Annotated in this window: 11 protein-coding genes; 4 read left to right on the top strand and 7 right to left on the bottom strand. The window is 35.5% G+C overall.

Going from position 1 to position 13,573, the window contains the following annotated elements:
- Positions 1-331: 331 nt before the first annotated feature.
- Positions 332-1,492 carry a pyridoxal phosphate-dependent aminotransferase gene (locus H1P_RS23225; protein WP_144871828.1) on the bottom strand — a complete coding sequence of 387 codons (1,161 nt, stop codon included), beginning with the start codon at positions 1,490-1,492 and terminating at the stop codon, positions 332-334.
- A gap of 245 nt (positions 1,493-1,737) precedes the next feature.
- On the opposite strand from H1P_RS23225, the gene H1P_RS23220 reads away from it, so the two are divergent.
- Positions 1,738-3,180: a serine/threonine-protein kinase gene (locus tag H1P_RS23220; RefSeq protein ID WP_144871825.1), complete on the top strand. Its 1,443-nt coding sequence runs from the start codon at positions 1,738-1,740 to the stop codon at positions 3,178-3,180.
- Here H1P_RS23220 and H1P_RS23215 read toward each other — a convergent pair whose 3' ends face one another.
- From H1P_RS23215 to H1P_RS23195, 5 genes are all read right to left on the bottom strand, one after another.
- Entirely contained in the window at positions 3,181-4,110 is a 930-nt protein-coding gene (locus H1P_RS23215; protein WP_144871823.1) for a glycosyltransferase family 2 protein, read from the bottom strand.
- Between the two features lie 55 nt (positions 4,111-4,165).
- Positions 4,166-4,987, bottom strand: a complete 822-nt coding sequence (locus H1P_RS23210) for a SirB1 family protein (protein ID WP_144871821.1) — start codon at positions 4,985-4,987, stop codon at positions 4,166-4,168.
- A 336-nt stretch (positions 4,988-5,323) separates the two neighbouring features.
- Positions 5,324-5,668 (bottom strand): DMT family transporter, encoded by a 345-nt coding sequence (locus tag H1P_RS23205; RefSeq protein WP_246141921.1) that lies wholly within the window; start codon positions 5,666-5,668, stop codon positions 5,324-5,326.
- Between the two features lie 15 nt (positions 5,669-5,683).
- Positions 5,684-7,150: a sugar transferase gene (locus tag H1P_RS23200; protein ID WP_144871819.1), complete on the bottom strand. Its 1,467-nt coding sequence runs from the start codon at positions 7,148-7,150 to the stop codon at positions 5,684-5,686.
- Between the two features lie 173 nt (positions 7,151-7,323).
- Entirely contained in the window at positions 7,324-8,319 is a 996-nt protein-coding gene (locus H1P_RS23195; RefSeq protein WP_144871817.1) for a phosphoribulokinase, read from the bottom strand.
- Positions 8,320-8,992: 673 nt separating this feature from the next.
- On the opposite strand from H1P_RS23195, the gene petH reads away from it, so the two are divergent.
- The 3 genes from petH to H1P_RS23180 all read left to right on the top strand — a co-directional run bounded on the left by petH (position 8,993) and on the right by H1P_RS23180 (position 12,678).
- The gene (petH, locus tag H1P_RS23190; protein ID WP_144871815.1) at positions 8,993-10,198 is read left to right on the top strand and encodes a bifunctional rod-capping linker CpcD/ferredoxin--NADP reductase PetH; all 1,206 of its coding nucleotides are present in this window, start codon (positions 8,993-8,995) and stop codon (positions 10,196-10,198) included.
- Between the two features lie 418 nt (positions 10,199-10,616).
- A complete protein-coding gene (locus H1P_RS23185) occupies positions 10,617-12,017 on the top strand; it encodes a 3' terminal RNA ribose 2'-O-methyltransferase Hen1 (protein ID WP_144871813.1) in 1,401 nt (466 codons plus the stop codon).
- Between the two features lie 85 nt (positions 12,018-12,102).
- Positions 12,103-12,678 carry an REP-associated tyrosine transposase gene (locus H1P_RS23180; RefSeq protein WP_144871811.1) on the top strand — a complete coding sequence of 192 codons (576 nt, stop codon included), beginning with the start codon at positions 12,103-12,105 and terminating at the stop codon, positions 12,676-12,678.
- 363 nt (positions 12,679-13,041) lie between these two features.
- Here the strand turns inward: H1P_RS23180 and H1P_RS23175 are convergent, their stop codons facing one another.
- Entirely contained in the window at positions 13,042-13,416 is a 375-nt protein-coding gene (locus H1P_RS23175) for a hypothetical protein (protein ID WP_144871809.1), read from the bottom strand.
- Between the last annotated feature and the right edge of the window lie 157 nt (positions 13,417-13,573).

The following is a 13,573-nucleotide window of genomic DNA, read 5'->3' as shown; positions in this document are numbered from 1 at the left end:
CTAATTCTTCTTTATTACTAGGATTACATAACTTAATTGATAGCATTAATCAATTTCCCACACTGCTTCTTTCTGGATAAATCACCTTATTTCGTAATCTTTTAATTCGGAAAGTGACAGAAGAGGGGTATAGCCGTACAAAGTTGAGTTAGGACAGAGTTTATTTGATTGCTCGTAAGTAATAAGTAATAAGTAATGAGTAATGAGTGTCCTAACGTAAGCTCGTATTGCTATAAATTAAATTTACGGGCATGGAGGCTTCTTATTAAGTAATGGGTAAACAAAATGTGTCAATAATTTTATCTGAGTAATTAACCCCGATAATTGTTTATTATTCGTGGTTTATCGATTGAGTAAGCTCGGTAATTCCTGTGATTAATCTGCTAATTCCCAAAGTAGCATTTTCTGGAGTTAAAGCACCATAAGCTACTCTGAGATAACAGCCATCATCTGTACCGAAAGTACTACCAGGAATAACGGCTACTTGATATTGTTCAATTAATTTTGTTACCAATTCCAAGTCTGACATAGTAGTCTGTACTTTAATAAAAAAGTAAAAAGCACCATTAGCCGTTGCCACATAACAGTTATTTGGTAAGTTTGTTAGCTGTTGATAAACTATATTTCTAACTTCTGTAATTTTGGCTAAATGATGTTGCAAATAACTTTTTTCTACCTGTAACGCCCCTAAAGCAGCATACTGGGAAATTACTGGAGGGCAAATCAAGTTAGTATCTTGTACTTTTTTAACTGATAGTAGTAAGTCATGAGGTATTACCATGTAGCCAATGCGCCAACTAGCAAAGCCATAAGTTTTAGAAAGGCTAAATAGAGAGATAGTCTGTGCTGTGCTATTGGGAAAAGAAGCAGGGGAGGCGTGTTTTATTTGATTGTAAGTGAAATATTCATAAGCTTCATCACTTATGTGATAAATTCCAGCTTCTTGACAAGTTAGGTTGATTTTTTGCAGAGTTTCGGCAGAGTAAACCGCACCTGTGGGGTTATTTGGAGAGATTGTAACAATTGCTTTGGTTTGAGAGGTAATTGCTCGTAAGATCGAGTCTATTCTTGGTTGATAATTATCGTCAGTAGCAACTAATATAGGATGACAATTTGCCATCCGAATCGCCATTTCATGATTGAAATAATAAGGAGTATTTAAAATTATTTCATCTTCAGCATTGGTAATAGCTAAAATAGCATTGAGAAATCCCATATTACTACCAGCCGTAACCACAACACAGTTATTTTCATCGATCGCAATTTGGTTATCATGCAGTAACTTTCTTTGAATGGTATCTCTTAATTCGGGAATACCAATAACGGATTGATACTTATGAGATTGAGAATTAGCTAAAAAGTCTTGAATTGCTGAGATTGCACTATGAGGAGGAGCATAAGATACAACACCCTGCCCTAAAGATATAGTACCAGGATTCTTTTGAATTAGTTCTCCAATGAGAGGAATCACTGGCGATTGTATCGTCTGCATCCGAGAGCGAGAAGTTTTAGCGATCGCTGACATCGAAGATTTGAAGAGATAAGTAAGATCGAGATACCATTGTTGCACAATGTTGTTCTTATAATTGTTTAAAATTGTGAGCAGACTACACTTTTTGTTTAATTCGATCTACTTTTGATAATGTTTATTTGTAAAATTGCTAGAAGTTATACAAGATTAGAAAATATCTATTAGTAGTGTTTAATTTAATTTTTTAATCACCAAAATCAAACTCGATGAATCAAAATCTCATTGGCAAAACAATTCGTAATAGATATCATATTATTGAACAAATAGGCAGAGGTGGTAGTGGGGTTACTTTTATTGCAGAAGATCGACAATGTTTTAACGATCTTTGTGTAGTAAAAAAGTTGCAACCCCAGTCAAATAATCCCCAAGCTTTAGATGTTGCTAGACGTTTATTTGATACAGAAGCAGACATCTTAGGGCAGCTAGGAAATCACGACCATATCCCTCGATTACTAGCTTATTTTGAGGAAAATCAAGAATTTTTTATTGTTCAAGAGTTAATAAAAGGACGAGATTTTAGTGATGAAATAGCGGAAAAACCGTATTTTTCTCAAGAAGCTATTGTTGATTTTTTAGAAGATGTTTTAGAAACTTTAGTTTTTGTCCAAGAGTATGGAGTAATTCACCGTGATATTAAACCTTCTAATTTAATTAGAAGAAGCTCTGATAGTAAAATAGTTTTGATAGATTTCGGTTCTGTCAAACAAGTTTCTCTTCATAATAATCAGCAAAAACCTCTCAATAAACCTACTGTAATTGTGGGTACAGAAAATTATATTCCCATAGAACAAGTAATGGGGAATCCTGGTTTATATAGTGATATTTATGCTTTAGGCATTGTTGCAGTTGAAGCTTTGACGGGAAAATTACCTTGTGATTTACCCGTCGATCGTCAAGGAGAGTTAATTTGGCATGATAAATTACAAGATAAGTCTCAATATAGTCCTCAATTATTAAAAGCGATCGATAAGGCTATTTGCCATTACCATAAACAACGATATCAGACTGCTAAAGATTTTCTGGAAGATGTGAGAGCCTTAAAAAACAAGGCTTTATTAAAGTCGTCATATAAGATCAAATATTTTACTGTTGTTAATTTGTTCAAAAAGAACATTATTAAAGCTATTTTATTCTTTATTTTGACTATTACCACTTTAGGGATAGTTTTTGTTGTTTGGCAGCCTAAAAAAATGCAATATACTAACTATGCAAATCAAGATTATGGGGTAAAAATTAATTATCCTGAAAACTGGGAAATACGAAAGCGAGATGATTTTTTTATCTCAGGAATTATTTTTATTTCTCCTTTGGAGAGTCGTCAAGATTCTTTTCAGGAAAATGTCAGTGTTTTTGTAGAAAATCTGGTATCTGATACTTCTTTAAATCAGTATACAGCAGAATCAATTGCAGAAATTAAACGACTTTCCGATCCTAATATTAGTGATGCTAAGTTAACAGTTTTAGGCTCTTATGAGGGAAGAAGTATTGTTTATGAGGGAGAAGAAAAGGGTTCTGTAGTAAAAAGAATGCAAATTTGGACTGTTCATAATAGTAAGGCTTATACTATTACCTATACTGCCAAACCCGATAGCTATGAGACATTCTTACCTACCATAAAACAAATGGTTGCTTCTTTTGATGTATTTTAATTAAGGGAGTTCTTGATAGGCAGCATAAACACTTTTTACGTTATACCAATTAAGAAAAATACGCGCGATTTCTAAAGCTAATTGAGATTGACCACGATTTATTAACCATTTTAATAAAGGTTGCATTGTTTCTTCATTTAATGCTCCTCCAAAAGACAAAATCCCCCACAGTAAACGATGTAAAATTGTCATTTGGATCATCATTCTGACATTCCAGGTAGGATGCTTCTGATAAAAAATAACTCCCATTTTTCCTCTTTGAATCTCTTTTTCAATTAGTTGGGGAATTTGCTCTAAATTAAAGTTCGGATGCCAATGATAACCGACGGCTTCGGGACATTTAATTAATTTTAAGTTGAGTTTTTTGAGTCGCACTCCTAACTCTAAATCCTCCCAACCATAAAGTTGAAATTGAGTATCAAATTTCCCAGCTTCTAAGAGCCACTTTTTGGCAATTGCCACATTTCCTGTAGCAAAATAAGCAGCCGAAAAATCAGTTATTTTATAAGGCTCATTAGTAGGATTCTCAAAATTACAAGTGTTAATTACCCAGCCATAAGTAAATAAGCGATCGCTTTTTAAGCTCTTTTTTCCTGTAACTAAAGCATTAATATGAGCTTGTAAAAAATTTTCTGTTACTACTAAATCGCTATCAATAAAAATGATAGTATCTCCTTTGGCGTTATCAATTCCCAGATTTCTGGCTGCTGCGGGACCTTGATGATTTTGTTGAAAAATTTTTAAATGGGGAAATTGCTGTTTATTTTCTGCAAGCCATTCCAAAGTATTATCAGTAGAACCATCATCTACTAAAATAATTTCGTATTCTTCAATCTTATTGCTGGTTATTTTTTGGTTTTCTAAAGCCAAAAGACACTTTTGCAAAATTAGCAAACGATTATATGTCGGAATAATAATGCTAATATACATTAAATAGTTAATTTTTGCTCACTAAATGGTTAAGTAACTATTGCTCGATTATCTTTTATAAATTACATATTTTATTCAATAACATCTGAATCATCGGCGCATCTTCCGCATCAGGTAAAGTCTTTAAATAAGCTTTTAAATCCACAGTTGCTTCTTGCCACCTTGCCATTTCATAATACAATAAACCGCGATCGCGAATTTCATGAGGATTATGAGGAAACAATGCTAAAATTCCTTCTACAATATCTAAAACTTTATCTAACTGACGATGACGTAAATAAATATGCTTGAGATTAATTAACATTCTTGCTAGTATTTGATGGTTATTTACGGGATTGAGAAAATGTGGCTCTAACTTAACTGGCTGTTGATAAAGTTGGCTCAGTTTTGCTTCACAATCTTGCTCAAACAAAATCTCTCCCTGATTGAAAGCATCCACAAAAATACCAGCATCTTCAAAATCAGGGCGAATCAAAAAATGCCCAGGCATTCCAATACCTATCATCGGAAAATCAACCCGTTTGGCTATTTCTAAATAAATTACTGCAAGTGTAATCGGAATACCAGTAAAGCGATCGATTACTTTATTAAGATAACTATTGTCTGGATTGTAATAATCTTGGCTATTACCTCGAAAATCAAGCCTGTCAAACAAATAATGATTGATGGTTTTAATTACTTGTAAAGGATAACGTTCTAGAGGTAAATTAGCAGCAATCTCTTGTGCAATCTCGTCAAGACGATTGAGATATTCATTAATATCTATGTTGGGATATTCAGCCTGAGCATAATATAGACTAGCTCTCGCTAAATCAATGGTCTGATTTTTATTGTTTACTTCTGCTGCAAATTTACGCCAACCTATTTGATTTGTCATTGCTCAGTACCATCATCATTGCATCACTTGTAAGGTATCTTAATATTTTTACGATAATAATTCTACAAGTCAGGAACTCCAAAGATAGGGCGGTTTGCATAACTAAGAAGTACAGTAGCAGCAATGAGCCCTAAAAGACTAGCTTCCCTAAAGGACTCGCTCTGCATCGCGCGACCGAAGGAAGTCCGTGATTGGCATCGCGCGTCGCAAACCAATTGTGAAAATGCTTAGGATTTGATAGCATGAGCGCAATTTTCAACAACGTATCGACCGCTTCCGTAGTCTTCGGACTAAATTTTTGACTCAACTCCAACCACTGACTTTTACTGTTGTCCCTTATGCTGGTCGATCATTATGATTGTGCAGTTGTTGGTTAGCGACCGCTATATACTCGTGTTCGTGGCTGTGTTGGTCTTGAAATAGAGCGAATAAAGAACCTATTTTCAGTAACAGTGCTATCTGTTGAAACAGAGTAATTTTTTCTCCTAAAATTAAAGCTGCAAACAGAATTCCCAACAAAGGAGCGGAGGAAAAAAGCATCTGAGAGCGCGTTGCACCCAAACCTTGGGCTGAAGTTATATAAAGAACAATACTGATTCCATAGGCTAGCATTCCTATGGCTATTGCGATGACAATATTTGAGGGAGAACTAGTAGATGGCTCTATCAATAGACCTAACAAAAGAATGATTATTAATTAATACGCTCCTTTACTAAACAAAACAATTCTAATAGTTTCAATTAAAATATCAATATCCAAATTTAAAGACCAGTTATCAATATAGTACAAGTCTAGCCTAGCAGCATCGTCAAAATCTTCAATATCCGAACGTCCTGAAACTTGCCATAATCCTGTAATTCCTGGTAATACTTGATGGCGAATTTGATGCCAGGAATTCATTTTTTCCACATCTCTAACAGGTAGAGGGCGTGGTCCTACTAAACTCATTTGTCCCAACAAAACATTAAACAATTGAGGTAATTCATCCAAGCTCGTTTGGCGTAAAAAATGACCTATAGGAGTAATACGAGGGTCTTCTTTAATCTTAAACATAATGCCATCAGCCGTTTGATTCTGGGCTTCTAATTGAGCTTGCATAGCACTGGCATTTGCCACCATAGTACGAAACTTCCACATTTTAAAAGTTTTACCGTGTAAGCCGATTCTTGATTGACGAAAAAATATTTCTCCAGGGGAAGAATACCTAACCATAATCGCAATGACAATTAAGAATGGCGTAAGAGTAAGAATTCCCATCAAAGCACCAATCACATCCAAGCATCTTTTAAAACGATAGTCCCAACCTAAAAATAAAGGAGTAGCGACTCTTAGAGTAGGAATACCCGCACAAATCTCGGAAATTCCCCGACGATGCAACACTTCCACACTGGAAGGAATTAAGCGTAACCCAATACCCTGACGACGCAGTTTCCAGTAAAGAGTGGAAGCCAAATCAGTTTGGGGTAAATCCTTAGCTAAAACCTCTGTTGCTCCAGAATTAATAATATTGTGGAAAGTGATGCTGTTATGAGCGCAATTAGCCAAAGCGGCCCCCACTATCTGATAAGAACTACGTTGTTCCAAAGTTTGTGCTAATTTAGGTAATTTTTCCCCAGGAGCAATAATAAATACAGAAACAGGCTTTTGCTGTAGATTAAGTTGTTGCCACCAAATAGCAATGAGAATACGCAGACCAATAATAAAGCCTATACTGCTTAACCAAGCCGAGAAAAATAACGATCTTGGGGGATCGATTTTAGGATCGTAAAAATAACAGAGTAATAAAGATAATAAGTAAACTCCCGTAATTAATTGACAGCCACGAACATAGTTTTGACGATAACTATCATACAAACCGCCACAGGCAAAAAAGATAATTGTTAAAGCAGCAAAAACCCAAAATATGCTCGGAATATCCAGCCAATTCCACCACAGTAACTCTGGAGGTAAAGGAGAATAAAACTGATTACAATAACTAGTTACTTGCCAAGCGATCGCTAATGCGGTAAGATCCCCCAATAGCATGATGGGAATAACTCGCTTTTGTTGTTTGGATAAATGTAATAATCGTAATCCACTGGGAGCGCGAATATCTGACGATGTTTTTCCATCGTAATTGGCAAAATGTTTAGATGAAGGATTATCTGCTAAAAAATTACCCATAGGGCTTAAGATACTGAGTAATTATACTAATTTTCAGTTTGCCCAAAATAGCCGATCGATCTATCTTTTTGACTTTTTATGTTTTGACAAAAAAATACGGAAGCTCGATACAACTCCCGCAACACATTTTAATTTCGATAATTTTATCAAACTATTTAAAAACTACTTAAAAACTACACATTAGCAGTTTCTTTGACTTGAGTAAGTTGGTCGTAAGTTTCACGCATTTTTAAACCCACTAAAACTTGGAACAAACCAGTACCATTATTAGAACCAGGATATTCTTTGTGTTTGAGTAGTAATTCACTCATTTCACCATAGTGTTTAGTACCAGTTTTGCTGAGATGACTTTCGATGTAAATCATTTCTTCCAGATTATCGAATTGACCGTCAACTTCTAGTACAGAGACTTCATTACCAAAGATATTATCAGGGCCGTAATACATCTTAATGCCAGGATAAGCACAAGTTAATTTACGTCCACAAGGTCGCCAATCAATAGTGGAGCCTTCATCAAATAGATAGACAGGCTCAAAGTTTTCAATCCCTTCTCTTTGAACCAAACGTACTCTTAAAAGACTACTTTCTTTATCTTTGGTTAACTGAGTAGGTAATACTTGAATAACTACATCAGCAAATTCTCTTTGAACTTCGATATAAGCTGTGAAATCAGGTTTTCTAGCTTCAATAGAGGCGAGGATATCTTCATAGGTATGACCTCTTTCTGCCATATCTCGCTGAATCTTCCACTGAATTTTTACCTCGTCACTGATATCAAGGTACACGCTAAAGTCTAGTAAGCCACGAACTCTTTCATCGTAAATAGGGTGCAGTCCTTCAATAACCACAACTTTGTTGGGTTCAATTCTTTCTGGAGGATCGAGTTCCCCTGTTTCGTGGTTATAGATAGGTTTATCAATAGCTTTTCCTTCTTTGAGAGCTTTAATCTGCTCATACATCAAATCAAAGTTATTAGCTTTAGGGTTTAGAGCGGTAACACCTGCTGCTTTTCTTCCCTTGCGGTCTAAACTATGATAGTCATCCAAGCAAATAACAGTCATGAACTCTTCGCCAAACAAGTCAGTTAAACGGCGAAGAAAGGTTGATTTACCACAACCGGAGTCTCCCGCAACTCCGATAAGCACCACGCGGTCTAAATCGGCAGTCATATTTTTCCTCTTTTACAAAAATAATTTAACCATAGTTATTAAGCAAGCGGTGGCCGTAGCCTGCAAATAATTCTATTTGTGATTTGTAGCTTTTGTTCACCAAATAATGAAACAAATACTAATATCTACATCTAGATTATTTTTTGAGATAAGACTCAACACTAAGCTAGTCTAAGTAAGTATCTAAATTTTAATACCGACTATTAACTTTCTTTGAAGAATATTACCTCGGAAGGTGACCCCCCGCAAGCCCTGACTTGAAAAGAACAACAAACCTCTCAACAGAATTTATAGCAGCACAATTAATTGTGAAACGGATTGAGTAAGAATTTCTTTGACAGCAAGAAATTGTTGAGTATTATAGCAGCAGCAAATTTTACAGACAAATAAAAAAAAAAAATTAAACTGATTCAATCAATACAACATCCTCTTGTAGTTTGCAGTAATTTAGCTGAGAATACTGGAAGGCTTTTTGAAGTGAAAAGCTACCGAAGATTTGAGTTGGTATAACCTCTCAATGATAGGCTATATAATGCACCATAAAGTAAGGCCAATATCAAAAGGAAAGATAGATTATCTTTTGAAACCTTAACAGGGAGTTGGTTTTTCGTAAACTTATGATACGTGAGGGCATTTTTAGTCCGAGCTTAAAATTGGAGGATATACTGAAATAATGTACAATTCGAGCGCAACAGCAGGTTATAGCAATACAGAATACAAAAGTCGTACTTATGTGTATGAAGTAGTGGGCTTGTCTCAAAATGGTAATGGTAAAAACCTAAACTATTCAATTCGTAAAAGCGGTAGCGTTTTCATTACTGTGCCTTATGATCGCATGAATCAAGAGATGAGACGCATTAACCGCTTGGGTGGTCAGATTGTCAGCATTAAGGCTCTTAGCAACGGTAGCACCTCAGAAGCAACTACAACCTCAGTTACCCAAAAAAACAAACAGAAATCGATGACTACAACAAAAGCTACAGCTAAGAAAAAAGTACCTGTAAATACCTATAGACCTAAAAATCCTTTCGTTGGTAAATGTAGTGACATTTATGATCTTGTAGACGAGGGTGGGATTGGCACTTGCCGTCATATGACATTTGACCTTTCTGGTGGAGAACCACAATTAGAATATGTTGAAGGTCAAAGTATTGGTATTGTCCCTCCAGGGGAAGATAAAGATGGCAAGCCTCACAAACTAAGACTGTATTCTATTGCTTCTACTCGTCATGGAGATAATCTTGAAGATCACACAGTTTCTTTGTGCGTTAGAAAATTAGAGTATAACCATCCCGAAACAGGAGAACACGTTGAAGGTGTTTGCTCAAGTTACTTGTGTAGCTTAAAACCAGGAGATGATGTCACAATTACTGGCCCTGTGGGTAAAGAAATGCTACTACCTGATGATGAAGATGCCAATATCATCATGATAGCTACTGGAACTGGTATTGCTCCTTTCCGCGCTTACTTGTGGCGGATGTTTAAAGAAGGAGATAAAAACCCTGATTATAACTTCAAAGGTTTCGCTTGGTTATTCTTTGGTATTCCTAAAACTCCTAACATTCTTTACCAAGAAGAGTTAGAAAAATTAACCCAAGAATATCCCGAGAACTTCCGTATGGATTATGCAATTAGCCGTGAACAGAAAAACTCTGAAGGCGGAAAAATGTATATCCAACACAAAATCGCTGAACACGCAGATAAATTATGGGAAATGATTCAAAATCCTAAAACTCACACTTATATCTGTGGTTTAAAAGGTATGGAAGGTGGTATTGATGAAGCTCTTAGTGCTGCTGCTAGTAAACATGACGTTGATTGGGTTGCTTATCGTAAGCAAATGAAGAAAGAACACCGTTGGCACGTTGAAACTTACTAATTACCAATCAATTGCTAAATAGTCTAGTTTTAATTTTTTCCAGTTTTAAAGCTGAGTACGTCTAAAATTATAGACGTGCTTTTTTTTGAAGAGAAATTAATCGTATCGAAAACTGCTGTTATTTCAATTCTCGAAAATATCGGGAGACTTATAGTCGTTCCAATTAATTTCCTTACGTTGTTAAACATTGGTAAAAGGATGAAGGATGCCTATCACAGATACCGCTTCCGCCTTAGGACTAGCTTCCCTAAAGGACTTCCTTCGGGGCGCGCGACGCGCGACCGAAGGAAGTCCTTTAGGGCATAAAGGCTGAAAAGTAGTACTGAGTAGCTTGTGGTTTCTATTTGAAATTACTATAGTTCAATTTTTTGGGATTTCCGATGTTATATTGGCAATAATCAAGTTTTAGCTGCTGTAGATGCTATTAACCATTACCACTACTCATCAACCTGCCACAGACTTGGGTTATCTACTTCATAAGCATCCTGAAAAATGTCAGTCTTTTTCTCTAAGTTTTGGTAAGGCTCATGTTTTTTATCCAGAGTCTAGTGAGGTGAAATGCACTGTAGCATTACTTTTAGATATCAATCCCATTGAATTAGTTCGCGGTAAATCTGCGTCGGATAATCGAGAAGGAACTTTAACTCATTATGTAAATGACCGCCCTTATTCCGCATCATCTTTTATGAGTGTGGCAATCTCTAATGTTTTTCGCACCGCTTTATCTGCTCGTTGTAAAGACCGTCCAGAATTAGTAGAGCAAGCAATTCCGATTACAGTTAAGCTTCCTGTTTTACCCTGTCGTGGTGGTGAATCCTTTTTGCGTCAATTATTTGAACCTTTAGGCTATCAAGTAGAAGGTGAAACCCTTCCTTTAGATGAAACTTTTCCAGAGTGGCAAAATAGCTCCTATATTTCGGCTACTTTACACAATACAGTTCGTTTATGTGACTTGTTAAGCCATCTGTATGTTCTGATTCCCGTTTTAGACGATGATAAACATTATTGGGTAGGAGAGGAAGAGATAGCCAAACTATTACGTCATGGTGAAGGTTGGCTGAATAACCATCCCGTAAAAGAACAAATTACTAGCAGATATCTCAAACGGCGCAGAAAATTAGCAAAGATAGCTCTAGCACAGTTAGCGGAAGAAGATAACCCAGATATTGAAGAAACCGATGCTATTCAAGCTGAAGAAGAAGCAGCTATAGAAAAACCCATTAGTCTCAATCAACAACGATTAGAAACAGTTACAGAGACGTTAAAAGAATATCAGGTAAAACGAGTTATCGATTTGGGTTGTGGTGAAGGAAAGTTATTATGCTATTTACTGAAAAATAAATCCCTAGAACAAATTACAGGAGTAGATGTTGCTTATCGCACCCTCGAAATAGCTAAAAGTAGACTCAAGCTAGATAATTTACCTTTTCACCAGCAAGATAAAATCCAATTAATACAAGGCTCACTAATTTATCGCGACAAACGTTTTCAAGGCTATGATGCAGCTACCGTAATCGAGGTTATTGAGCATCTCGATCTTAATCGTCTGGCTGCTTTAGAAAGAGTGTTATTTGAATTTGCACAACCAAAGTTAGTTATTGTCACCACTCCCAACATTGAATACAATGTACGCTTTGCATCTTTAGCCAGTGGGAAATTACGTCACCGAGATCATCGTTTTGAATGGACAAGAAAAGAGTTTCAAGACTGGGGAAATCAAGTTGCAGAAAGATTTAATTATGAAGTGGTATTCAAAGGTATTGGAGATGTAGATGATGAGGTGGGTACGCCAACACAAATGGCAATTTTTACAGTATAAAAAGCTTTTAGTAGGGTGGGCAGGAGAGACAAACCTACTTAAGATAGAAACACCGTAAAATTTATGCCCACCAAATCTAATTCAGATGCCCAATTATTGCAGAGTATATATTCCAGGCGGAACTTATTTTTTGACTTTAGTTACCTATCGTCGTCGTCCTTTATTTAAAAATTCCAGTAATATCAATCTATTACGCTCTTCTATTGCCAAAGTAAAAGCGAAAAAACCCTTTAAGATTATTGCTGCGGTGGTTTTACCAGAGCATATTCATTTTGTATGGCAATTACCGCCAAATGATTCTGATTATTCTCAAAGAATATCGAGATTAAAAGTTTTATTTACTCGTGCTTTTAAGTTAAATCAGATATCAAATATACAGATTTCTGAATCACGACGTAAACATCGAGAAAGTGATGTTTGGCAACGGCGTTTTTGGGAACATTTAATTAGAGATGAAACCGATCTCCAACAGCATTTAGATTATGTTCATTACAATCCCGTCAAACATGGTTTAGTTTCATGTCCACATCTATGGGAATATTCTAGTTTTTCAACATGGATAAAAAAAGGACGATACTCTCAAGATTGGGGTTGTATCTGTGGTGGTAAAGCTCTTAAACCATTCGATTTTAAAAGGATATCGCAGAAAGTTAGGGAATAGTTTTGGTGGGCAATGAGCTTTGATTAAAATGTTTTGTGCCTTTATTCTTTTTTGCCCACCCTACAAAAGCTGTAGATCTTTCAGAAGAATTGTAAGAAAGTAATCTAAGTTCATTTATATCGAATCATCGAGCTTTAATCCTTCTATCTTTGAAAAATGTTTGGTATTGCTCGTAACTACAGTTAAGTTATAATAAATTGCGATCACTAAAAATTTTAGATTTAGCTGCTACTAAAGCAATTTTGGTTTTGCACAATCAAAAAGCAACCCTTTTTTTTCAATAAAAGCAATCGCTGAAGTAAGAGCAAGTCTTGATAATAGTTAATATTAATTTTAGAATTATTTTCTTAATATGAATAACGACTACAGTGAATTATTTATACTTTCTACTAAACCTTTTCTTTTAGCAACTTCACGATTATAGTCATTCTCAACTACAGAATCAATTACAAATGTCGCTTCTTTAAAAGCCTCAAGACATTTTCTATCATCCCAGAGAACTTTTTCCATTTTTTCACAATATTTTTCAAATTGATTTGAATTCATTTGAGGCATTTTTTTTCCTCCTTGTTGTATCCTAAATATATTGAGCATATGATAACGAAAAGGTTTGTACTTATTTTCTATTTGTTTGCGTCGTAAAAATGAATAAAGACGAAAATTTGAGTATGCACTTATATAATATCCAAGAGGATTGTGATTATTTAAAAATATTTTGCCTTTGACAAAATCTAGCATCCTACCATAGTAATGTCCTGCATTATGTGCCAGGGTAAGCGCAAGAAAAATGAAGCTGTAATATGCTATTAAAATCCATTCAATAATCGGATTCTCAATGGCGAAAGGTTTCGGCGAAGCGAAGAAGTCTCAAAAGAATAGTGGTAAACCCTCGTCA

Source organism: Hyella patelloides LEGE 07179 (assembly GCF_900659865.1).
GTDB classification, from domain to species: Bacteria; Cyanobacteriota; Cyanobacteriia; order Cyanobacteriales; family Xenococcaceae; genus Hyella; species Hyella patelloides.
The sequence above is the reverse complement of the archived record's forward strand: the minus strand, read 5'-3'. Positions and strand labels throughout refer to the sequence as shown.